The organism is Calidithermus roseus, assembly GCF_003574095.1.
Classification (GTDB): Bacteria; Deinococcota; Deinococci; order Deinococcales; family Thermaceae; genus Calidithermus; species Calidithermus roseus.
In genome coordinates, this window is the sequence record NZ_QWLA01000060.1 from 1 (window position 1) to 22,823 (window position 22,823).

Below are 22,823 nucleotides of genomic sequence, written 5' to 3' on the forward strand. Positions count from 1 at the left end.
CGCCGGGGCTCGCTGGTCGGTCAGCGGGGCCCACGCCAAGGCCTTTGGCCGCTCCCAGCTATTCTCTCTCCGTCCAATCGTCTCTTTCGACACCGTGCGCCATGTCGCTTTCCCAGCAGCTTAGCCCCTTAGGGTTGATTCGGGGACGCACCCCGCGCCGGCGCTGATGATGACTTTTTAAGCCGTGAGCTTTAAAGAATTTGATTGAAATTAAAGTCATCATCAAGGCCCGGCGGCAAAGCGCTTGCAGGACGCGAAATTCTGGCACTAATGGCCAAGTATTCCGATAATTTGGGCTTCCCAATCGCCAAGTATTCCGATAGTTCGCCCCTCACTTTGGCCAAGTATTCCGATACTGCCCCCCTGAAGTGTCCAAGTATTCCGATACTCCATCGGCTCATTTAGCCAAGTATTCCGATAGTCCGCCCGGCAAAATAGCCAAGTATTCCGATACTCCATCGGCTCATTTAGCCAAGTATTCCGATAGTCCGCCCGGCAAAATAGCCAAGTATTCCGATAGGGCAATTGAACCCCCCTACTACGGTCAGCGCATGGGCGAATTGGTTCGATCCGGACGCCTTAATTTACGCCTCGACGACGGGCCCCGACCTGGAATTGGCCAAGTATTCCGATACCTGCCCTCGGGCGAAATAGCCAAGTATTCCGATACCCCGGTTTTCGGCCAAGTATTCCGATACTCCATCGGCTCATTTAGCCAAGTGTTCCGATAGTCCGCCCGGCAAAATAGCCAAGTATTCCGATACCTCAAAGCCGAGCCTGGGTTGCTGATCTTCTCGTGCAGAACATGTTTTTGTCGGTCGTGTTGGTCATGGCGAGGTAGAGCGGCGGCGGGCCAATGGCCTCCTTGGGTTCTTGGGCTCGGGGCTTCGGTTGTGCTCGCCGGATCCTTCGTTTGGCTCGAGTGGAGTTGCAGCGTGGCTCTGGCCCAACCCACGTGGGCGGAACCTCTCCCCTTCCCTACCCTGTACGTATCGTCGCCCGATGCCGATCCCAGTTTGCTCTGCTGGCGGGGGAGGGCTGGTTACGCAAACGTGTAGGCCTTGTAAAAAGAGTTACGGATGTGGCAGAGTGGGGGCATGCGCAGACTGTGGCTGACGACCGAGGAGTACGCATCGCGCCGTGGGGTAAGTGACGCCTACGTGCGCCGTCTGGCTGGAGCGGGGCAGATCCCGGGGGCGGAGAAGCGGGGGGGGCAGTGGCTCATCCCGGTGCTCGAGCCGGGCCCGGAAGAGACGGCTATGCGCACGATCGCGGTGTTCAACCAGGCGGGCGGAGTGGGGAAGACCACGCTCGCGCTCAACCTCGGTTACCACTTCGCTAGCCGGGGGCTGAAGGTGCTGCTGGTGGACCTCGATCCCCAAGCCACCCTCACCGCCTTCCTGGGCCTCGTGCCTGCGGACCTCGAGGTCACGGTCTATGACGCCCTGCTGCGGCGAGGGGGCTTGCCGATCCACCGCAACCTGGCGGGGATGGACCTGGTTCCCTCGAACATCCTGCTGGCCGGTGCGGAGCAGGAACTTGTTTCCGCGCTCAACCGGGAAGGTCGGCTGCGCAAGGCGCTTGATGAGGTGCGTGCCGCCTATGACGTCGCCCTCGTCGACTGCCCGCCGAGCCTGGGCCTGCTGGCCATTTTGGGCTTGGCGGCCTCCGATTTCGTGCTCGTGCCGGTGCAGACGCATTTCAAAGCCTACCTGGGGACCGACCAGCTACTGCGTACGGTGGACGGGGTGCGCCAGGAACTCAACCCTAACCTGAAAGTGGTGGGCTTCGTCCCCATGCAGTACGCCAAGGGCACCCAGCACGACCGCGACGTGCTGGAGGCGCTTACCGCCCAGCTTGCGGAACGAGGACCGGTCCTTACGCCGGTGCCCCAGGCTGCCGACTTCAAGAAGGCCACGGTGGAAGCAAAGCCCCTGGCGCTGTTCAACCCCCGCCACCCGGCGGTGCAGGTTCTCGAGGAGACCGCTGAGCACATCATGGGCGCGCTATACGGGCAGAGCAGGGGAGAGGTGAGGTCGTGAGTGCTAAGAAGGAGCGAAGCAATCCCATCCTGGCCAAGCACCCCATGCGCAATGCCAGCCCAGTCACAGCCCTCTTGGGGGGCACCAGTCAAGCCGGGACACCGACCCAGGTCCTGCTGAGCGACCTCAGGCCCCGGCCTGGCCAGCCCCGCCGCTACTTCGATCCAGAGGCAATGGAGGCGCTGGTGACCTCCGTGCGCGAGCAGGGGGTGCTGCAGCCCCTGCTGGTGCGGGAGGTCCAGGGCGGGTACGAGATCGTGGCGGGGGAGCGCCGCTACCGAGCAGCCCTCGAGGCGGGGCTCAGCCGCGTACCGGTGATCATCCGGCGTTTGAGCGACGAGGAGGCCCAGCTCATCGCCCTGACCGAGAACCTGCAACGCGAGGACCTCAACCCGCTGGAGGAGACGGAGGGGGTGCTGGGCCTGCTGGCTTTGCGCCTGGAGCAGCCCGTCGAGGACGTGGTGACGCTGCTCTACCGCATGGACAATGAGGCCAAGGGCAAGGCTACCCATAACGTTATGGGTAAGCCGGATGCCGTGCTGGTCGAGGAAACTTTCAACTCGCTGTCGCGCGGCACCTGGCAGTCCTTCGTAGCCAACCGCCTGCCCCTGCTCAAGCTGCCGGAGGACGTGCTCGAGGTCATCCGCTCGGGGCGACTGGACTACACCAAGGCCAGGGCCATCGCCCGGCTGCGCGACGCCAGAGCGCGGGCCCGCTTGCTGCAGCGGGCCGTGCAGGAGGGCCTCAGCCTCAGCCAGATCCGCCAGGAGGTCGGGCGCTTAGCCGCCAAGCCGCAGCCTGAGCCCGACCATTACGGCGAGCGCGTCAAGGCGCTGGGCCGCGCCTTGGCCCGGCGGGAGCTCGATGAGGAGCGGAGGAAGCGGGTAGACGAGCTGCTCTCGGAGCTTGAACGCCTGCTGCAGGCGTAGTGGCCTGGGCAATACCGCGGCAGCCATCACAAAACTCCTTTCGCGGATGCCCCGCCGAGGCGGGGCGGCGGGGAGGAATCGGAAGCCGATCGAAGCCCGGTGTAGCACGTCCATCCGCTGATGGGCTACAATACCCTCATGCACAGCAACCCCACGCCTACCGTCTCTGACATCCTCCCCGAACTGAAGTCCGGGGAGGATGTCAGGTAAAGGACTCTCCCTCCAACATTCCTCCAACCGAATCCCCCTACCCTCCTCCTTGGCGTTCGCGCCAAGGAGGATAAACAATGAAAAAGATTGTATGGTTGAGTTCCATTCTGCTTCTCGGTTTGACTACAGCCCAGCCCAACCCACCCACTCCACCGGCTCCAGTGGCCCCCTACCCCCATCACTTCGCCGAAAAGGCCTTCCGCGAGCTGGCCGAGGCCCAGGCACGCCGAGCCTACTGGCAGAGCATTCGCCCGTCCCAAACCCCGGCCTGGTTGGCCCAAGCCGATAGCCTGCTCAGCCGAGCCCAGGCCGACCTGCAGGCCCAGCGCTTCTTCAGCGCCAAGGAAGGGGCTGAGGCCGCCAAGAAGGCCTATGAGGCCGCCCTAGCCCTCAACGGTTGGTGGGGTCCGGGTCCAGCTGGTCGGGGCAAGGGCGGCTGGCATGGTGACCACTTCTACCGCGCCCAGGAGCGCGTTTGGCGCCTTGAAGCGGAGATGAACTACTTCCGCAGTAACCATCCTGCGGTGCGGGCCTTCCTGCAAGGAGCCAAAGGCCTCCTTTCGGCTCAGGCCAGCCCCTGGCAGGCTGAGGCCGCCCACAAGCTAGCCGATGCGGGACTGCACGTCCTCAAAGCGGAGCGAGGCTTCTGATGCTTTGGGTGCTCCTCGCTGCTCCCCTGTTGCTTGCGGCCTGCGCCCCTGTCCCCGGTTTCTGGGAGGAAGTCTTCGAGGCTCTGTTTGCGCTGGTCCTGCTTGCACTACTGGCGGCCGGGGCGTGGGCGCTTTGGCAGCGGGGGGTGGGGAGGTTGCCGGGTTCATCCGCCACGCCCCTGACCTCGAGGCTGCGAGCCCTCCGCCTGCGGGCCCAGGAGCTTTCACCGGAACAGCGTTCTCGGCTCGAGGCCCTGATCCTGGAGGCCTGGGAGGCCCTGGAGGAGGGGCGCCGGGGGTTGGCGCGGGAACGGTTACAGCGGGCTGAGGCCTACCTTGAATTCGTCCAGGGGGAGAGGGGATAGACTTAGGATCATGCGCTGGGGCTGGTTCCTTTTCTTGGGGATGCTGCTCCAGGTGGGCCTGAGTGCCCGCCTGGAGTTGCCCCAGGCGGTGCGACTGGCCCAGACTTATCTCGGCCAGCCCCTCGAGCCCTACAAGGTGGAACTCAAGCGAAAAGGTCCGGTCTGGGTTTGGGAGCTTCGCCTGGGGGAGTGGGAGGTCTGGGTAGATGCCCAGAGCGGTCAAGTAGCCCACCTGCGGCCCAAGAAAGCCCCGCCCCACACCCGCCACCCCCACCTACCCTTTACCCAGGCCTGGCAGAGTGCGGAGCGGGTCCTGGGCTCGGTGGAGAAGCTAGAGCTGAAGCCCTATCAGCGCCTGGCCCTGTGGGAGGCCAAGGGGCCCCGGGGCAAGATCTACATCCTGCCGGACGGCAGAACGAGCGAAAGGAGGCCCTGAGCCGTGCGCCTGCTGGTGGTGGAGGACAATCCCGAGGTATCGGCCCTGGTAGCCGAGGCCCTCGTGAAGGAAGGCTGGGCCGTCGACACGGCCCCTGGCGCTGCCGAGGCCTGGGGGCTGCTGCAAAGCTTCCCCTATGACCTTATGGTGCTGGATCTTGGCCTTCCTGACGGCGACGGCCTAGGGCTCTTGCGCCGACTCAGAGACGAAGAGTACAGGCTGCCCGTTCTCATCCTGAGCGCTCGCGATGCCCCACAGGTCAGGGTGCAAGGTTTGGAAGACGGCGCTGACGACTACGTGGTCAAGCCCTTCTATGCCAGTGAGCTGGTAGCCCGGGTACGTGCCCTGCTGCGTCGGGCTAGGGGCGAGGCCCAGAATCGCTTGAGGGTGGGGCGGCTCGAGCTGGACCTAGCGCTGAAGCGGGCCTGGTGGGAGGGCCGACCGGTGCGGCTCTCGGGCCGGGAGTACGCCCTGCTGGAGTTCCTGGCCCTTAACGCCGAGGGCTACTACACCCGCGAGGCCCTCCTGGAGAAGGTCTGGCCCGGGGAGGCCAGCGTGGAGCCCCGCACCGTGGACACCTACATCCGCTACCTCAGGCGCAAGCTGGACGATAGTGCCATCGAGACAGTGCGCAACCTGGGGTATCGTTTCCTGGGATGAGCCTGAGACTGCGGCTTACCGCCTTTGCTGCTACCCTGGTGGGCCTGGTCTTGCTGATTTTGTCCGGAGCCCTCCGCTTGAGCCTGGAGCAAAGGCTGCTGGCCCAGCTGGACGAGGACCTCGAGGCCGCCCTAGACCTGGCGCGGCCTTTGGTGGGCCGCGATCTTGAAGACGGCAGCTTGCGCCTTCTGCCCGACCGGAGCCTCGAGGTCCTCCCCCGTCTGCTGCCCGAGCTGGTGCTGGTGCTGGCCGACTCCAGTGGTGTGCGGGACGCCCTGGGCCGCCTGCCCCCGCCCGAGGAGGTGGCGGCCCTGGCCCACGTGACGGCTCAGCGCTCCAGCTGGCAGGGCTATCGCGTAGGAAGCCTTTCGGTGGGCCCCGGGCTCCACCTGGTGGCCGCGTTGCCCCTCAGCACCCTCAAGACCACCTTGGGCTTGCTGGACAACCTGATGCTGGCTCTGGTGCCTCTTTCCTTCCTGCTCTCCTTCGCCCTAGGCTACTTGCTCCTGGGCCGCGGACTTGCCCCGGTGGACCACCTGACCCGTACCGCCCTTCGCCTCGCCGAAGAGGGGGAGTGGCGTGCCCGTCTGCCTGAACCCCGCACGCGGGACGAGCTCTGGCGGCTGGGCCGTGCGGTCAACCACCTGCTGGAGAAGCTGGGATCCCTTATCGAGCGCGAGCAACGCCTCAGCCAGGATGCGGCCCACGCCCTGAGAACCCCGCTGACCGTTCTTCTTGGCCGCCTTGAGCGGCTTCCCGAGAGCCCGGACCTAGCCCTTGCTCGCAGGGGGGCAGAGGAACTCAGGGGATTGGTGGAGAAGCTCCTATTGCTTTCCCGAACGGAAGCAGGAGGACTTCAGAAGGAGGCCCTGGACCTGGACGCGCTGGCCTTTGAGGTGGCGGAGGAGATGCGGGATTTGTTTGCCGCCAAGGGCCTGGCCTTCCACCTGGAACTTTCCGAAACCCCTCTCGAGGTGTGGGGCGACCCTACCGTCCTCCGCGCGGCGGTGCAGGCCCTACTGGAAAACGCGCACAAGTTCACCGCCTCCGGGGCGGTGGGCCTTCGCGTTTGGCCAGAGGAGGGCTGGGCCTGCTTGGAGGTCTGGGATACCGGTCCGGGCATCCCCCCTGGAGCGGAGGCCGTGGTGTTCGAGCGTTTTTACAGGAGTGGTCGCGCCCCGGAGGGGAGCGGACTAGGCCTGGCCCTGGTGGCGGCGGTGGCCCGCTGGCACGGGGGGGAGGTCTGGACAGAAAGCCGGAGGCCTATGGGAGCCCGGGTGAGCTTTCGCCTGCCCCTGAGGATGAGGCCAGGGCCTCATCTTGGATGATGCTTTGACGTCCTCTCACAGCTAAACTTCTTGTCGTTATTCACCGGAGGGCGGGTCGGGTACAGCCCGGCCAACCCGAGGCTGCGGGTCCTGCACGCGTGGGGGAACCGGGAGCGGGGCGGCTTCTACCGCGAATTGACCCGCCGCACCGGCACGCCCTTCAAGACGGTGGGAGACGTCCCCCCGGCCAAGGCGGGTTCGCCGCTGGAGAACTACGGCTGGGTGCTGCGGGACCTCCCGCGGCTTCGCCCACCTCAGCGGAGTCGGGGAGCACCCCTTCTATGACGAGGTGCGGCGGGTGCTGGCGAGCGGCTCGAGCTTCCCCTTCGTGTTCCGCAGACCCAGGCGGGAACTGGTGGACTGACCCGCCCCGCACGGGGCCCTTGGGGCATCACCTCCCCGCGCTGTCCCAGACCGCCCGCTCCGCCAAGCGGCTGAGGTGGCTGCGGGCCCGGCCCTCGAGCGGGCCGACCACGACCTCCTCGCAGCTCAGCCAGCCTTCCTCGATCAGCAGCGCGACGCCCCCGGCCTCGAGGGGGGCCTCGGGGTCGTGGGCCTCGAGCGCGACCTCCCCCAGCCGGGCCCGTACCCGGCTGCCCTCCACCTCCACCTGCAGCTCGACCTCCTCGCCCTCGAGCCACTCTGCCGGGGTCTCGGCCAGGAGCTGGGAGCGCCCGCGGTGCTTGACGATCTGTAGACGGCCCGGCTTGCAGAGCACCACCGCGTAGAAGCGGTTGAGGCCCTGGTAGCGCACCGCGACCCCGGCCTGCCTGGCCAGGTAGGGCCTCAGCCGCGCCCGCATCCGGTAATTACGCCAGTCGCGGCTGCCGATGCTGATGAGTCCCAGGCCCTCCATGTGCAGCAGGCGGAAGGGCTCGGGGAAACGCTTATCCAGCCGGTGGACCGCGTTGACCCAGGCCCGACGCCACATGTTGCCGGTTGCAGCGCCATCGGGATTTTGCGGCTTGATGAAGCGCACCGAAGCCTCGCCCCGCACGCTGAGGGCGTCGAGGAGAAGTCGGCCCGGCCCGGCAGGGCCGGCGATCTGGAGCCCCAGGTCGGCGATGGGGCCGCCCCGGTCGGGCAGTATCCAGGTGAGTTCCTGGGGCTCGCTGCGCAGGGGGACCGGGGCGCTCGAGGCGATGGCGAGCCGGTCGTCGGGATTGTAGTAGCGGCAGGCCAGCGCTACCGTGGTGCCCGGCAGGGCCTCTCCCGAGAAGCGAGCTGTCAGAACCTGGCCTGGGTAAAAACGAGGGGAGGCCAGGAGCATGTAGTTCCAGCCGCTGCCCAGGTTGCGGGCGTAGGGCGCGTCGGGCGGCTCGGGGACTTCAGGGGGGAGGAAGCTGCGGGTGTAGAGCTGGCACGGCGACCCACCCTCGAGCGCGAAACGCACCTCGAGGCCTCCGCCCCGCGGGTTGGCCAGCGAGCAGGCGGCACCCTCGCTGAAGAAGCCCTGCAGCGAGCCGGGGTAAGCGAAGTGGTACTGCGCGCCGCCCTTGGGCGGCTCCCACTCCAACCCCTGAGCACCGGCATCGCCGGGGGCCTGTCGGCCCTTCACTGCCAGCCGGTGCCCGGCCCGCACGATCTCGTCGGTGAGGGTGACCGCGTCGGTGACGCTGCGCGCGCCCTCGGCGCTGGAGACGAAGAGCCGGTCGGCCAGGGGATCGCGCAGGTGGGGGTGGGCATCGATGGCGGCCAGCCCGTTCTTGATCCCCATGAAGCAGCCCACGTTGCCCGCGTTGCAGTCGGTGTCCCAGCCGGCGGTGTTGGCGATCAGGAGGGTTTCCAGGAAGTCGTCCTGACCGTAGAGCAGGCTCAGGTGGATCACCCCGTGGTTGGGCATCACGTGGACGTTGCCGCCGTAGCGGTCGTAGCCGTAGTGGGCCTCGAGCCACTCCCGCGCCTCGCGCCAGTCTCCCTCGTGCTGGCGCAGCTCGCGCAGGTCGGTGATCAGCCGCCGGATCACGCTCTGGCGGGGGATGTAGCCCAGCGCGGCCTCCTGGAGGCGCTCGAGACGAGGCTCGACGAAGGCCAGCGACTCCATCACCGCCAGCACCTGCGCAGCGTGCACCGCCTCGCCGTCGTGGCTGACCCGCGCGGCTTCGGTCGCCAGGTGAAAGGCCAGGTCGGGGTCGCCGGGGGCCACCATGGCCCAGCCGTCGATGAAGATCTGGGCCCCGATCTGCTCGGCGATCAGCCGGGTGTTGAGTTCCATGCTGCCGCTCCGGGGGGCCCGGACCCCGCGTTTGAGCCGGTAGTAGGCGGTCTGCTCGGTGGAGTTGCCCATCCCGCCCCACCACAGGGTGCTGCGCCCCTCGACGATGTAGTTGAGCCAGGCCTCGCCGATCTGCTCCGAGCGCAGGTCGCGGGGGTAGCCGTTGTCCTCCAGGGCCCGCAAGAAGGCGAAGGTGCCGCTGAGGTCGTCGTCAGGGACGATCAGAGGACGGCCCACCGCCTCGTTGACGTAGCCCCGCACCTCGCCGAAGCGATCCTGGATCTGGCGGTAGGTCCAGCCCTCGATGGGGCGGCCCATGAAGACCCCGATCATCTTGCCCAGCACCCCGGCGTAGACGCGCTGCGCGTAGTCTCTTGGTAGCGCCATTCAGACCTCCTCTGAGTACCGGCGTCGCCGGGGGCCGGTTGGCCCTTCACTGAACTGCCGGATGATGCCCTCGACGTACTCCCGGTCGCGGTCCAGGGTGGCCGGCCCGCTGTGGCGGATGGCACCGGGGGTCAGGCTCAGCCGGGGCACCACGTTCTGCATGACCACGCGGCCTAAGTCCTCGTCGGGCACCTCCACGAAGGAGGCCCGCGCCCGGTAGTGTGGGTCCTGCAGGATCTGCGCGATGGAGTTGACCGGGGCGATGGGGGCTTCGATGGCCTCGAAGCGGGCGAGCACCTCTTCCAGGTCGTGCTGACCGATCCACTCCGCCAGCCAGCCGTCGATCTCGTCGGCGTGCTCGAGGCGGCCCTGGGCGGTGTTGTAGCGCGGGTCCTGCGCGAGTTCGGGCCGCCCGATGACCCGGTACATGCGGTCGACGACCCCCTGGGTGCCGCCCGACAGCGCCACCCAGTGCCCGTCGCGGGTGAGGTAGGTGTTGCGGGGCGAAGTGCGCCTGGAGCGGTTGCCCTGCCGCTGCTGCACGGTGCCGGTCTGGGTGTACTCGATGGCCTGGGGGCCCAGGATGTTGAAGAGGGGTTCGTAGAGGCTCAGATCGATGTACTGGCCCTCGCCCCCGCCTCTGGCGTCGCGCCAGTAGAGGGCCATCATCACCGCGTAGGTGCCGGCCAGCGCGGCCACCCCATCGGCCAGGCCGAAGGGGGGCAGGGTGGGGGGGCCGTCGGGTTGCCCGGTGATGAAGGCGAAGCCCGAGTAGGCCTCGGCCAGGGTGCCGAAGCCGGGCTGCTGCGCGCGCGGGCCGGTCTGGCCGAAGCCCGTAACCCGCACCATGACGAGGCGGGGGTTGAGGGCGTGCAACTGCTCCCAGCCCAGACCCCAGCCCTCGAGGCGTCCGGGGCGGAAGTTCTCGATCACCACGTCGGCCCAGCGGCACAGGGCGCGGGCTTTGGCCTGGTCTTCGGGGAGGTGCAGGTCGAGGGTGATGAGGCGCTTGTTGCGCGAGATCACCTTCCACCACAACGGGACGCCGTCCTTGCTCAGGCCCCAGCGCCTGGCGTCGTCGCCGCGGGGGTGTTCGACCTTGATCACCTCGGCCCCGAAGTCGCCCAGGGTGGTGGCGATGAGGGGGCCGGCGTAGAGGCTGGAGAGGTCGAGGACCCTGAGCCCTTCCAGGGGTGCTTTGGATGAGGGATTGGAAGTTTCCATAAGCTAAGTTCGTAGGTCGACCACGCAGCGAAAGCCGATGGTCGAGCGGCGGTTGAGGCCAGGCGGGCCGAGCAGGAACTTGGCGGCGAAGTCCGGGGGCTGGGGGCCGCCGTCGGCGTACCACTCCGAGCCCTCGGCCCGGTAGTCGGCCCCGCCCTTGAGGATGCAGAAGCGGGTGCGCCCGTCGCTGCGCTCGCTTTCGGTCCAGTTCCATACCCTTGGGCCTGTGGGCGGAGGGGTCCGCTCGAGCGCGTACTGCCACTCCTCCTCGCTGGGCAGGCGCTTGCCGGCCCAGCGCGCGTAGGCGCGGGCATCCTCGAGGTCTACGAACACCACCGGGTCGTCGAGTTGGTCGGGTGGGGGGGCCCCGCCCTGCCAGTGGGCCAGGAAGCGCTCGGGGTCGCGCGGGGTGTAGCCGGTGGCTGCCAGGAAGGTCTGGTACTCGCGGTTGCTGACCTCGCGCGGGTCCAGCGCGAAGGCCCCCAGCCGCACCTGGCGCACCTCCACCACCGGCTGGTGGAGGTGGGGGTATTTGGGCTTCCAGACGTTGACGAAGGGAGCCGGGCCGTAGGTGCCGCACTCGCGGTTGCGGAAGGTGGTGCGCAGGAGGGGCTGTGCCGGTCCCAGGCGGATCGTGCCCGCTTCGGCTTCACGCCTGGCGCTGGGAGGGGCGGGCTCGAGCGCGATGGGACGCTGGGGGAAGCGGGTGTCGTCGCTGCGCTCGGCGTAGGTGCGGCGCTGGCGCTCGAGGAAGGCCCGGAAGTCGGTGTCCACCGCCGAGGGGTCGAGGGTCACGACCGCGCCCAGCCCGTGTCCGGCGACCTCTCCCCTCAGGACCGCGCGGTGGCCCCGGATGCGCGTCTCGAGTTCCCGGCCCTCGATCAGGTCGAAGTAGCGTTCCCCGCGGTGGGGGACCTCGAGCAGCGCTCCCTGCACGTCCCGGGGATCGCGGTTGACCAGCGTCCACAGGCGGCTGCCGTCGTGGGTCCAGGCGGTGGCGTAGACCCCTTCCACCTCCGTCTCCACCAGCGGGCACCACTCCCCCAGGGCGAAGTGCTCGGCGTAGCGGCGCTGTACCGGGAGCATCAGCCGCAGGAGCCAGCGGTCGCGGGCGTGCCAGCCGTTCCAGGAGCCGAACACGTTCTCCCACACCAGGATGCCCGCCCCGTTCATCCAGGCGCTCTGCAACTCCTCACGGTGGTCGCGGTCCCAGCGGCGGGTGTGGTGCATCATGTGACGCGGCTCGAGCCACTTGTTGCGCAAGACCCCCGGTGCCCTCGAGTCCCTGAACCACTGGGCCCAGGACATGGCGTGGTCGTGCAGGTGCTCCAGGGGCAGCGAGGATTCCGACTCGAAGACCACCCCCGGCCTCAGCGCGTCGATGGCCTGGCGGAACTCGCGCCCGCTGTGGCGCAGGGTATCGAGGAAGACCCCGTCGGCCTCGAGGCGGCCCACCACGTCGGCCAGCGCCAGGTAGTCGGGCAGGCCCTCGCGCCGGGTGCCGGTGTCCCAGGGGTTGTAGCCAAGAAAGACCCGCACGCCGTGGCGGTGGAAGGCCTGGATCAGGGCCCGCAGGCCCTCCAGCCCGCCCGGCGCGTCGCGGTAGAAGTCGAACTGGTTGCGCTCGTCGAAGCCCAGGTTGGGGTAGGCGTGCCAGAGCACCAGGGCGTCCATGCCGCCGAAGGCCCGGGCGTACTCGAGGTAGCGCTCGGGGGTGTAACGCCCGCTGCGGTGGTCGGTGAGCAGCTCGTCCCACAGCAGGACGAAGGGGCAGGCGAAGCAGCGCCAGCCCCAGGCGAACTCCGGTCTGGCGTAGCGTTCCCCCGAGTAGCCCAGCGCCGTCCGGGTCTCCTCGCGCCAGCGGCGCAGGGCCCCCCGCCACTGGGGCACGTCGGCGGGGTCGTCCGGCGCGGGGATGATCCTGGCCTGGGTGAAGTCGGTGGGAAACCCCGAGGTCATCGCCCCGCTTCCTCCAGGATCTGTCGGGCCCGGGCGATCACCGGGGCATCCACCATGCGGCCGTCGAGCTGGAAAGCCCCTTGCTCAGGGTGCAGGGCGTGATAGGCCAGCACCCGCTCGGCCCAGGCCACCTGGGCCTGGGTAGGGCGGAAGACCCGCTCGAGCACGGGAATTTGTGCCGGGTGAATGGCGTGCTTGCCGCCGAAGCCGAGCTGCTTGGCGGCCTGGGCCTCGCGCTCGACCGCCTCGAGGTCGCCGAACTCCGCCGAGGCCCCGTCGTGGGGAGGCTCGAGCCCGGCGGCAGCCGAGATCTGCACCAGCCGGACCTTGGCCGCCGTGAGTGCGGGGTAGGCCGCCCCCTCCGGCGCGGGCCAGTCCAGGCCGAGGTCGCGGCTGTAGTCGGCGTTGCCGAAGCACAGGCATTCCAGGCGGCGCGTGGCCCATGCGATCTCACCCAGAGCCTCGACTCCTCGAGCGCTTTCCACCGTGGCCATCAGCCGCACCGAGCCCGGCGGCAGCCCCCGCTCGCGCTCGAGCTGGCTCAGGTACCAGTCGGCGATCTGCAGGTGCAGGGCACTTTCGACTTTGGGCAGGTTGATCCCCAGCAGGCCGGGCCACAGCGCAGCCTCCACGTCGGCGTAGAAGTGCTCGCCGTCGAGGGGGTTGACCCGTACCCAGCAGGGTTTTCGCCCGTAGAGGTCGGGAGCCAGGCGCCGCAGCAGGGTCCGGGCGGCCTCCTTGTGCCCCTCGGCCACGCCGTCCTCGAGGTCGAGCAGGAAGGCCGGAGCGCTCAGGCTCAGAACCTTCCCGAGCTTGCGCTCGTCGGAAGCGGGAACGAACAGCAGGATCTTGCTCATATGCTCCTGTACCGTGCGGGGACGACCTCGAGCGTCCTCGAGGCCAGTTCGTCGAAGCGGCTGTGGTCGAAGCCCTTGAGGCTGGTGCGCAGCCGGTTGCGCAGGGGATCGATCCACTTGGCGGGTACCTGGGCGTTCATCAAGCCCACGATGCTGCCCACGGTGGCTCCGTTGCAGTCGGTGTCCCAGCCGCCCATCACCGCCGCGGTGATCGAGCGCTCATAGTCCCCCCGCCCGTAGAGCAGGGCGGCCACCACCAGCGCGGCGTTGTTGATGGTGTGGACCCAGTGGTAGTGTCCGAAAGCCGCATAGAGCGCGTCCAGGGTCTGTTCCCAGGGCCTTTGGGCGGGCTCGAGCTCGAGGGTGTAGCGCACGGCCTCGGCCAGGCGACTGTCCGGGGGGATGACGGCGAGCCCGGCCCGCACGACGGCCTCCGAGTCACGCGTGAGGAAAGCCTGGGCGATCATGGCCGCCACCAGCATCGCGCCGAAGACCCCGTTCTCCACGTGGCTGAGGCGGGCGTCGCGGAAGGCCGCCCGCGCAGCGGACGGCGGGTCGCCGGGATGGATGTAGCCCCACAGGTCGGCGCGGATCTGGGCCCCGATCCACTCACGGTAGGGGTTGAGGTGGGTGGCGGTCTGGGGTGGCCTGAGGAAGTGGAGCAGGTTCACGTAGGCCACCCGCTCGGCGGTGAAGACGCTGAGCACCGGCAGCATCTCGAGCCAGCTGTGGGCTATGTGCTCGGTGGAGCACTCGGGGCCAAAGCGCTCGACGACCGATAGGTTGAGCATGGTGTAGTTGAGGTCGTCGTCCTCGGGCATCTGCGTGATATTCTCGCGCAGGCTGGTGGGCCGACTGGCCCGGTTCCAGGGGTAGCGCTCGCTCACCTCGGGCGGGACACCCTCGGCGGTGAAGTACTCCCGCAGGGGATAGGCCCCGATGCTCTCCAGCAGCGCCCTAATCCCCTCGCGGGGAACCTTCTCCACCGGCTTGCCCAGCAGGCACCCCGCCGCCCTCCCCAGCCAGGCGGCCTGCAGACGCAGCCGCAACTCGTCGGGGCTGAAGGTCCGTGCGGGGTTCCCGCGCAACTGCTCCACGAAGTCCTCCCGCCGGGGCACCTGCCGGATGGTCAGGGAAATTCCGCCTGCCTGGCGGAGGAGGTCGGGGGCTCGTCGCCGCTGCTCGTCGGGGGGCAGGGCAGACCACGCTGCCTCGAGTTCCGCCGCGTCCGCTCCTTCCTCGCGAAGCTGACGCAGTTCGTGGGCGAAGCGCTCGGCGGGGTCGAGCCAGGTGATGCGCAGGCTCACGTCCGGACTCCGTGAGGGAAGTTCTCCAGGCGCTCCTCAAAGCGCCGGCGGTCCTTTTCCAGCACCTCGAGGGCCACCGTGGCCAGGGTGTCGGCGGCGGCGCGGAAGTCCTTGCGGCTGGCGCCGGAGACCCGCTCGATCCAGCCCCTGGGCACTGCGGCTTCACCCCCCAGCGCCCCCGCGATGGCTCCGCCCATGCTGGCGATGCTGTCGGAATCGCGCCCGTAGTTGACCCCGCCGTACACCGTCTGCACGTAATCCCCGCCGGTGGCGACCAGCAGGCCCAGGGCCACCGGCAACTCCTCGATGGCCTTGGTGCGCGAGGGCTTGCGCGCGTCGAGGCCCGGCTCGCGGTAATTTTCCCCCACCGTGTCGAAGGGCCGGATGGCCTCGCGCAGCACCTCGATGGCCTCCTTCCAGTCGCGGCAACGCCGGGCGGCAGTGGTGGTGGCCTCGATGGCCAGCCGGGTGCCGTCCTTGGCCAGCTCGAGCACCGCCTCGATCACCGTGTCCACGCTGGCCCTGGGGCGCAGCGCCGCCGCTACCGCCGCCGCCATCACCGCCGCCGCCTCGCGCCCGTAGCTGCTCTGGTGGGCTCCGGCGATCTCCAGCGCCTCGCGGTAGGCCCCCGCGGGGTTGCCGGCGTTGACGATGCCCACCGGGGCCATGTACATCGCGGCTCCGCAGTTGACGATGTTGCCTACCCCGGCCTCGCGGGGGTCGGCGTGGGCGTGGCGCAGCCGCAGCACCAGGTACTTCTCGGCCAGGAAGAGTCGGTTTTGCAGCACGGTCTCGCGCTCGAGCTCGGGGATGTAGACCACCTTGTCGGCGATCTCCCGCACGAACAGCTCGGCCATGTGGTAGGCGTCGAGGTGGTCGCGCACCTCGGCGTAGACGTTGGTCAGGGCCAAGACCATGTGGGTGTCGTCGGTGATGTGCCCGTCGCCTTTGTGGAAGGGGGCGTGGGGGCGGGCGGTCTGCCAGTTGGGGTTGAAGGGCCCCATGAAATCGGTGACGTAGCCGCCGAAGCGCTCGCGGATGGCCTGCGGGGTGTAACCCTCGGTGGAGCCTCCCATCGCGTCGCCGACCGCGCCACCGTAGATGCAGCCCCGCGCTCCGTCCCAGATGCTCGATGCCATCGTGCTTGACTCCTTTCGCGGGTCGGGGGCGGTGTTGTGTGCCCGCCCCCGACCCGGTCGCGGCTCAGGGGTAGAACTTTTTGATGATCTCGTTGCCCTCGGCTTCGACCTGCTTGGCGAAGTCCTCGAGGGAGAGCCGGTTGGCGAAGAGCAGTTGCAGCTTGGGGTTGAGCACCCGGCTGCGGAACTCGCTCACCCCGTTGACCTGCTGCCACAGGGGGAAGGTGAGGTACTTCGCCGCTTCCACCGAGGTGCGCCAGCCGTTGGCGCTGGTGTTGAAGGGCGGCAGCTTGGTGCTGCTGGCGCGGGTGGGGATGAGCCAGTCCCCCGCGGCCAGCTTGGCCATGTTGGCCCGGTTGAGGGCGAAGGCGATGAACTGCATGGCCTCGCGCGGATACTTCGAGTCCTTGGGGATGCTGAGGGTCTGCGAGACACTGCCCTGCTCCTGGGTCCTGGCCTTCAGCGGCGGCAGCACGCCCCACTGGAAGTCCTTGGGTGCTTTCTCCACAATCTGCTGGCGCACGAAGGCGCCCACTCCTGGCATCATCGCGTACTTGCCGGCCAGGAAGCCGGGGATCACCTCGGCGCTGCCGAGGGTCAGGGCCTCGGTGGTGCAGCTCTTGTCCTCGTAGAGCATGGCCAGGATCGTGCTCAGCAACTGCTTCTCCTCGTTGCCCACCTTCACGGAGTAGGAGTTGCCGCTGCGGGCGAAGTAATCCCCGCCGAAGCCCACGCTGAGGTTGAGGATGCGGTTGCCGGCGTTGCGCAGGGGGATGGCGCAGCCGTACACCTCGGGGCGCCCGTCGTTGTTGGTGTCCTTGGTCAGGGCCTTAGCCACGCGGCGCAGGTCCTCCCAGGTCCACACGTCGTCGGCGCGGGGCAGCGACACCTTGGCCTCGACGAAGAGCTTGCGGTTGTACAGCACCACCAGCGGCTCGACCAGGAAGGGGACGCCGTAGACCGCGCCCTTGGCGTCGGTGACCGTCTTCCAGGCTCCGGGCAGGATGTCCTGTTTCATCTCCGCGGGGATGAGGGGGGCTAAGTCGAGCAAAAAGCCACGGTTGCCGAAGTCCATCACCGGGTTCGACTCGTAGTGGAACACGTCCGGCACGTTTTTAGCCTGGAAGGAGGTGGTGAGGTAGTCCTGGATCGAGCCCCAGTCCACCTGCTGGTACTCCACCTGGATTTGCGGGTTGCGGCTGTTCCACTCTGCCACCACCTCCTTGACCGCCTTGATGGCGTCGGTCTGCCAGGCCAGGCTCACGAAGCGCAGCTTGATTGGCTGCGGGTTCGGCTGGGCCAGCGACAGCCCCCACCACGCCACGGCCAGCAGGCCCACCGACAGCCTCACCCAAAACCTCAAACGTCCTTTACTCATCGCTACCTCCTCCTTACTCCTTACTTCCTCTACTCCTTCACGCTCCCGGCCAGGACGCCGCTCACCAGGCGGCGCTGCATGAGGGCGAACACCAGCAGGGTGGGGACGATGGCGATCAGGCTCCCGGCGGCCAGCGGCCCCCAGCGGGCCAGCCCCTCGATGCCCCGGAAGCGGGCCAGACTGACCTGCAGGGTGACCAGGTCGGGCGACTTGAGCATCACCAGGGCGAAGAAGAACTCGTTCCAGGCGTTGACGAAGGTGTACAGGCCAGTGGCGATGAGCCCGGGCAGCAGCAGCGGCAGGATGATGCGGGCGAGGATGTCCAGCGGGCTCGCCCCGTCCACGGCGGCGGCCTCCTCGAGCTGCACCGGGATGGCCCGCACGTACCCCTGGAGCATCCACAGCACGAAGGGCAGGCTCCAGACCACGTAGACCAGCACCAGCCCGGCGTGGGTGTTGACCAGCCCCAGCCAGCTGAGGATCAGGAACAGCGGGACGATGATCAGGATCAGGGGAAAGGTCTGGGAGACCAGGATCCACACGGTCACGGCCTGGTTCATCCTCGAGCGCCGCCGCGCGAGCAGGTAGGCCGCGGGCAGCGCCACCAGCAGGGTGAGCACCGCCGAGAGCACGCTGATCTTGAGGGTGTTGTAGGCGCTGCGCAGCACGCCGTTTTCCTCCACCGCTACCCGGAAGTTGTCGAGGGTGGGCTGTTGGGGCAGCAGGGCGGGGTTTTGCAAGCCGATCTCGCCAGGCGGCTTGAAGGCCGTGGAGGTCAGCCAGACGATGGGGAAGGCCAGGAAGGCGATGAAGGCCAGCAGCAGCAGGCTCATGCCGAACCGGGCCAGCCGGTGGCGCAGGCGGTGGCCCAGCCTCATCCCGCCCTCCCCGCGCCCGCGCCGGCGTACTGGTTGCGCACCACGAAGTACACCAGCACCCCCCCCACCACCACCAGCGCCAGCCCCAGCGCCGAGGCGTAGGCGATGTTGCCGAAGCTGAAGGCCTCCTCGTAGGCCAGGAGCATCGGCAGCTTGGTGCTGCCGGCCGGGCCGCCCTCGGTGAGGACGTACACCAGCCCGAAGGCGTTGAAGTTCCACATCAGCTCCAGCGCCGCCGTCGCCACGATCACCGGCGTCATCAGCGGCAGCGTGACGTGGCGGAAGACGTGCCAGCTCCCCGCCCCGTCGAGCATGGCCGCCTCCTTGAGCTCGTCGGGTATGGACTGCAGGCCCGCCAGGAACACCACCGTCGCCTGCGGCAGCCCGGTCCAGATGCCCACCGCGATCACCGCGGGCAGCGCCCAGGTGAAGTCGCTGAGGATGTTGATGGGGAACTGAATCAGTCCCACTCCCAGCAGCCACTGGTTTAAAAACCCCGCGCTGGGGTGGTAGACCATGCGCCACATCAGGCCCTTGATCACGGGCGGGATGGCCCAGGGGATGAGCACCAGCACCCGCGCCAGCCCCTGGAAGGGGAGCCTGGCGTTGAGCAGCATGGCCAGGGTCATTCCCAGCACCAGCACCCCCAGCGTGACCGAGAAGGTCCAGATGAAGCCGATGCGGAAGGAGGACCAGAAGGCCGCGTCACCCAACATCCGGGCGAAGTTGTCCAGCCCGACGAAGCGGGCCCGCTCGGCCCCGAGCGTGTAGTCGGTGAAACCCAGATAGATGCCCTGCAGCAGGGGCACGACCGAGAACAGCACGATGGGCACCACGCTGGGCAGGAACAGCCACCACGGCACGATGGCCCGGCCATCGCCCAGCCGTGCGCGGGCCTTCGTCGGGCTCACCCGGTTCACGGCTGGCCTCCGGTGGACTCGCGCACCTGCAGGGCTGGCTCGACCACCACCCGCAGGGGGGCCGCCGGGGCCTCGCCGCTGAGGCGGTTGAGGAGCATCTGGGCGGCCATGCGCCCGCGTTCCCCGGCGTGCAGCGCCACCGAGGTGAGGGTGGGGCTGCAGATCTGGCATTCGGGGATGTCGTCGATACCGGTAACGGCGACGTCCTCGGGTACTCGCACCCCCAGCTCGCGCAGGCGCTTGAGAGCCCCGATGCCGATGAGGTCGTTGGCGCAGACCAGCGCGTCGGCGTCGGGGAAGCGGGACCGGACCTCCTCGACCGCCGCGTAGCCCCCCTGCAGGGTGAAGGCGCACGACACCACCCGCTCCTCCAGCCCCGCCCGCCGAGCGGCCTCGAGGTAACCCTGCAGTCGCAGCCGGGCCGGGTTGGTGTCGAGGGGGCCGTTGACGAAGACCAGCCTCGAGCGCCCCCGCTGGAGGAGGTGCTCGACGGCCAGTTCCACGGCCCGCGTGGAGTTGGCTTCGACGTGGTCTATCCCCAGATCGCCGGGCACCTTGCCGATGACGCAAATGGGCTTGTGGATGCGCCCGAGCTGGCGCTCGAGCTTATCGGAGGGCTGGATGGCAATGAGCACCATGCCGTCGACGTGGCCGTTGCGCAACAGGTGCAGCGCGTCGACGTCGGCGCCCTCGACGTTGTCGGTGCTGATGAGCAGCACGTAGTATCCCCGCTGCTTGGCCTCGCGCTGGATGGCCTTGGCTACGGCGACGTACACCGGGTTGCCGATGTCGGGGACGACCAGGGCGATGCGGTGCGTGACCTGCCGCCGCAGGCTGCTGGCCTGGGCGTTGGGCACGTAGCCGAGCTGCTCGGCGATCTTGCGCACGTGCTGAACCGTTTTTTCGGAGACCCGTCCCCGGCCGCTGAGGGCTAGGGAGACCGTGCTCACCGAGACACCCGCTAGTCTCGCCACGTCGGCGGCTGTGGCCGTGCCGGCCCCCCGCCGCGGGGGGTTGGGGGTTTCGTTCGCCATTGAGGGCTATGCTAAAACGATTGAGCAGCCCTGTCAAGCGCCGAGCGGGGTGCCGTCTCGAGGAGGGTGGAAAATGCCCGAAGCGGCCGCATTCGTCACCCAGACTGCATGGGCGGGAGAGCGAGGGCTCCTGTGTGGGGGCGTTGCCGTTCTGCCGCGGGCTCGTGCCGTGGGCGGTCGGCAAGGTTGCGGTCGAAGCTGCCGCTCCGGAGCTTGACACGGAGGCGTGGTGGTCGGCATACTTACGAGGTAAATCGTTTGACCAAAACCTGGCCCCAGGACGCAGGTTAGGGGCTAGGGTCTGGTGAGGGGAGGCTGGCAGGGTGATTAGCGTCGTGGGGAGCGTGAACGTAGATCTGGCCGTCAGGGTGCCCCACCTGCCTCGGCCCGGCGAGACGGTGCAGGGCGAGGACGCGCAGGTGGGGCTGGGCGGCAAGGGGGCCAACCAGGCCGTGGCCGCTGCGCGCCTGGGTGCCGACGTGGGCCTCGTCGCGGCCGTGGGGGTGGACGCCTTCGGCCGGCTGGCTCTCGAGCAGCTCGCGCGCGAGGGGGTGCGGACCGCGCGGGTCAAGCAGAGCCCCCGACCCACCGGCCTCGCCCTCATCGGCGTGGACGCGTCGGGCCAGAACAGCATCCTGGTCTCCCCAGGGGCCAACGCCGACCTCGAGCCCGAGGACCTCGACGAGGCGGCCCTGGCCGGCTCGCCCTGGGTAGCGGTCCAGCTCGAGATCCCCCGGCCCACCTGGCGCCGGGCCCTGGCCGCGGCCCGAGAGGCGGGCTGCCGGGTGGCGCTCAACGCCTCTCCGGTCGCGCCGGGGCTGGACCTGCCCGACCTCGAGGGGGCCGACTGGCTGATCGTCAACGAGGTCGAGGCCGCCCAGCTCCTCAGGGTCGAGCCCACCCCCGACCCTCGGCGGGCCCTCGAGTACGCCCGACGACTAACTGGCTGCGTGGCCAACGCCGTGGTGACGCTGGGGGAGCAGGGCGCGGTCTTCGCGGGTGCGGCTGGGGAGGGACACGCTGCAGGTCGGCCGGTGCGGGCCGTCGACACCACCGGGGCGGGGGATACCTTCAGCGGCGCGTTGGTGGTGGCCCTGAGCGAGGGGGCCTCCGCTGCCGAGGCGGTGGGCTTTGCCAACGCAGCGGCTGCGCTGGCTACCACCCGCACGGGTGCCGCCGCCGCCATGCCGCGGCGCGCTGAACTCGAGGGGCACTGGCCCGGGCCGCGCTAGAGCGTGTTATTTTGGGGGGTGATAGACCTGCCGAATTTTCTGGTCAATCTCCTCCCGATACCTGGATAGGTACCTATTGAGGGACTCTCTTTGACTCCCTGAGAGGACAGGATCACCCGGTAAAGGTTGGAGGCTAGGCCACTCCAGTCGGGTAAGGTCGCGACCAGGAGGAATCTCAACGTGTATGTGTGGGGGTGGATGATCACGGGTGTGCACGAGAACACGCAGGCCTGCAAATTTGGGGAAAGGTCTTAGCACCCCTATGGTAGCGATATCTTGTACCAAAAAGACGGGAGCACGGGCGCGAGCTACTCCCTCGAAGAGGAACTCAGTAGGCATAGGCTGAGCGGGTAAACCTCTTGGTTGAAGACGAAGCTTCGTGGGTGATGCGCTCACAGAAGTTCCTCGCATCCGCATTGCACTTCGTGACAAGACGAGGCTGCTGTCATGGAGCTGCATCCTTTGGATGGCCATACGGCGCCATTTTGTGAATGTAGCTGGGCTTAGACACCTCGTAAAGTCTCTGTAGCCAGGACCCTGTGACAACATCCACTGCTTGACCTGATTGCAAACTGCTCCCGCCTGGCCCCGAAGAGAGGTTCGGAAAGCATGTGCATTGGCCAAAGCTTCTTCAATTGCTGTTGCACCCTGATCGTGAAAGTAATTCTGGTAGAGGGTGGAATAAAGAAGAAGTTCGGCTCGTGCGCACGCGACCTCCGTAAAGAAGTGAAACCTTTCATGTTGTAACAGGATTGCAGCCGCAAGATTAGTCACATCCTCCGAAAATGAAAGGCCACCTCTCGATGCCGACACGAGCATTGAGGCAACCTGAAGGATCCCGCTGGCGCGCAAGTAGATGCCCCAGCCAGTAGCGTAGAAGTGAAAAGGCAGGTAGTACGCCAGCTCGTCAATTGGAGCCGGTGGCCCCCCTTGTATTAAGGGAATCTCTCCCTCTACAACGAGCTTGCCATCCGCAGGAAATTCGGCACCTTCACTGGGTCTGATCCAGTCAGGTACGGGCTGACGTAATATTGGCTCCAAGTCAGGCGGAATTCCCTCCCTACTAGAATCACTGGATGTGGGTGGTGGAATCTGCTCTGAAGGTGGAGAGAGAGAATGTACAGATGTAACAAGATCGTGAATGGACATGTTTCTCACAGTTTAACATCACACCCCTTTTCGGTGTAGTACTTCACCCTCAGGCCCTCAGGGTTTAGCATGCGCGGGACAACCATAGCTATAGCTGTTTCAATTTTCATCGTGGCGGCGCTGTTGGTTGGGCTCTCTATCCCGCTGGTGCAGGGGAAAGTTTCTTCCAACAGCACCTATGGCTTCAGGACATCCAGGACCCTGGCCAATCCGTCCATCTGGTACGTTGCCAACCGCTTCGCGGGCCAGGCCACCCTCGTCGTTTCCACCATTATGATTGCTCTGAGCGTCGTACTCCTGCTCCTAGATCGCTATATGAAGCTTGGCCCCAACAGCCTAACCCTTCAGGGGCTGACTTTCGAGATCGTGCCACTTCTGGCTCTTATCCTGGTGCTTATGCTCTGTTGCAAAGTTCCCATAATGTAGCGAGATGACTAACGGTAGGCGTTGTAGACCAACGCCTTGACCCGGCACTCCCGCATCTGCAGGCGGAGTTTGCGAGAACGCACCCCCTCACCGAACTT

At 67.4% G+C, this 22,823-nt stretch carries 20 protein-coding genes; 10 read left to right on the forward strand and 10 right to left on the reverse strand.

All coding sequences use genetic code 11. The features are described from left to right. The first annotated feature begins 1,097 nt into the window (after positions 1–1,097). The 8 genes from Mrose_RS13630 to Mrose_RS18650 all read left to right on the forward strand — a co-directional run bounded on the left by Mrose_RS13630 (position 1,098) and on the right by Mrose_RS18650 (position 6,905). On the forward strand, positions 1,098–2,042 hold the full coding sequence (locus Mrose_RS13630) for an AAA family ATPase (protein WP_220452334.1): 945 nt from the start codon (positions 1,098–1,100) through the stop codon (positions 2,040–2,042). Further along, positions 2,039–2,971: a ParB/RepB/Spo0J family partition protein gene (locus Mrose_RS13635; protein ID WP_119279133.1), complete on the forward strand. Its 933-nt coding sequence runs from the start codon at positions 2,039–2,041 to the stop codon at positions 2,969–2,971. The genes Mrose_RS13630 and Mrose_RS13635 overlap by 4 nt, the downstream gene beginning before the upstream one ends. Positions 2,972–3,258: 287 nt before the next feature. Beyond that, positions 3,259–3,831 (forward strand): hypothetical protein, encoded by a 573-nt coding sequence (locus Mrose_RS13640; RefSeq protein ID WP_147371663.1) that lies wholly within the window; start codon positions 3,259–3,261, stop codon positions 3,829–3,831. Continuing rightward, a complete protein-coding gene (locus tag Mrose_RS13645) occupies positions 3,831–4,196 on the forward strand; it encodes a hypothetical protein (RefSeq protein ID WP_119279137.1) in 366 nt (121 codons plus the stop codon). Before Mrose_RS13640 ends, Mrose_RS13645 begins: the two co-directional genes overlap by 1 nt. A 10-nt stretch (positions 4,197–4,206) precedes the next feature. Then, on the forward strand, positions 4,207–4,632 hold the full coding sequence (locus Mrose_RS13650) for a PepSY domain-containing protein (protein ID WP_245969927.1): 426 nt from the start codon (positions 4,207–4,209) through the stop codon (positions 4,630–4,632). Between the two features lie 3 nt (positions 4,633–4,635). Next, complete coding sequence (locus tag Mrose_RS13655; RefSeq protein ID WP_119279139.1) at positions 4,636–5,292, forward strand: response regulator transcription factor; 657 nt, start codon at positions 4,636–4,638, stop codon at positions 5,290–5,292. Next, entirely contained in the window at positions 5,289–6,620 is a 1,332-nt protein-coding gene (locus tag Mrose_RS13660; protein ID WP_119279141.1) for a sensor histidine kinase, read from the forward strand. Before Mrose_RS13655 ends, Mrose_RS13660 begins: the two co-directional genes overlap by 4 nt. 30 nt (positions 6,621–6,650) lie before the next feature. Next, a complete protein-coding gene (locus Mrose_RS18650; protein ID WP_147371664.1) occupies positions 6,651–6,905 on the forward strand; it encodes a hypothetical protein in 255 nt (84 codons plus the stop codon). A 106-nt stretch (positions 6,906–7,011) separates the two neighbouring features. Here Mrose_RS18650 and Mrose_RS13665 read toward each other — a convergent pair whose 3' ends face one another. From Mrose_RS13665 to Mrose_RS13710, 10 genes are all read right to left on the reverse strand, one after another. Further along, the gene (locus tag Mrose_RS13665) at positions 7,012–9,222 is read right to left on the reverse strand and encodes an ADP-ribosylglycohydrolase family protein (protein ID WP_119279143.1); all 2,211 of its coding nucleotides are present in this window, start codon (positions 9,220–9,222) and stop codon (positions 7,012–7,014) included. Further along, positions 9,223–10,446, reverse strand: coding sequence for a CaiB/BaiF CoA transferase family protein (locus tag Mrose_RS13670; protein ID WP_119279145.1), 1,224 nt, complete (start codon positions 10,444–10,446; stop codon positions 9,223–9,225). Positions 10,447–10,449: 3 nt separating this feature from the next. Next, positions 10,450–12,405: an SUMF1/EgtB/PvdO family nonheme iron enzyme gene (locus tag Mrose_RS13675; protein WP_119279147.1), complete on the reverse strand. Its 1,956-nt coding sequence runs from the start codon at positions 12,403–12,405 to the stop codon at positions 10,450–10,452. Then, complete coding sequence (locus Mrose_RS13680; protein WP_119279149.1) at positions 12,402–13,262, reverse strand: HpcH/HpaI aldolase/citrate lyase family protein; 861 nt, start codon at positions 13,260–13,262, stop codon at positions 12,402–12,404. The genes Mrose_RS13675 and Mrose_RS13680 overlap by 4 nt, the downstream gene beginning before the upstream one ends. Further along, positions 13,259–14,569 (reverse strand): ADP-ribosylglycohydrolase family protein, encoded by a 1,311-nt coding sequence (locus Mrose_RS13685; RefSeq protein WP_119279151.1) that lies wholly within the window; start codon positions 14,567–14,569, stop codon positions 13,259–13,261. Before Mrose_RS13685 ends, Mrose_RS13680 begins: the two co-directional genes overlap by 4 nt. Beyond that, positions 14,566–15,708 carry an ADP-ribosylglycohydrolase family protein gene (locus Mrose_RS13690; RefSeq protein ID WP_119279152.1) on the reverse strand — a complete coding sequence of 381 codons (1,143 nt, stop codon included), beginning with the start codon at positions 15,706–15,708 and terminating at the stop codon, positions 14,566–14,568. Before Mrose_RS13690 ends, Mrose_RS13685 begins: the two co-directional genes overlap by 4 nt. A gap of 64 nt (positions 15,709–15,772) precedes the next feature. Beyond that, positions 15,773–17,086 carry an ABC transporter substrate-binding protein gene (locus tag Mrose_RS13695; RefSeq protein WP_119279154.1) on the reverse strand — a complete coding sequence of 438 codons (1,314 nt, stop codon included), beginning with the start codon at positions 17,084–17,086 and terminating at the stop codon, positions 15,773–15,775. Between the two features lie 29 nt (positions 17,087–17,115). Beyond that, positions 17,116–17,964 (reverse strand): carbohydrate ABC transporter permease, encoded by an 849-nt coding sequence (locus Mrose_RS13700; protein WP_119279156.1) that lies wholly within the window; start codon positions 17,962–17,964, stop codon positions 17,116–17,118. Next, positions 17,961–18,884, reverse strand: coding sequence for a carbohydrate ABC transporter permease (locus Mrose_RS13705; RefSeq protein WP_220452335.1), 924 nt, complete (start codon positions 18,882–18,884; stop codon positions 17,961–17,963). Before Mrose_RS13705 ends, Mrose_RS13700 begins: the two co-directional genes overlap by 4 nt. Beyond that, the gene (locus Mrose_RS13710; protein WP_119279158.1) at positions 18,881–19,918 is read right to left on the reverse strand and encodes a LacI family DNA-binding transcriptional regulator; all 1,038 of its coding nucleotides are present in this window, start codon (positions 19,916–19,918) and stop codon (positions 18,881–18,883) included. Before Mrose_RS13710 ends, Mrose_RS13705 begins: the two co-directional genes overlap by 4 nt. Positions 19,919–20,241: 323 nt before the next feature. Here Mrose_RS13710 and Mrose_RS13715 point away from each other — a divergent pair, with 323 nt between their 5' ends. Both Mrose_RS13715 and Mrose_RS13720 read left to right on the forward strand, forming a co-directional pair. Then, on the forward strand, positions 20,242–21,150 hold the full coding sequence (locus Mrose_RS13715; RefSeq protein ID WP_220452336.1) for a ribokinase: 909 nt from the start codon (positions 20,242–20,244) through the stop codon (positions 21,148–21,150). 1,260 nt (positions 21,151–22,410) lie between these two features. Further along, positions 22,411–22,725, forward strand: a complete 315-nt coding sequence (locus tag Mrose_RS13720) for an SdpI family protein (protein ID WP_182482821.1) — start codon at positions 22,411–22,413, stop codon at positions 22,723–22,725. Positions 22,726–22,823 lie beyond the last annotated feature (98 nt).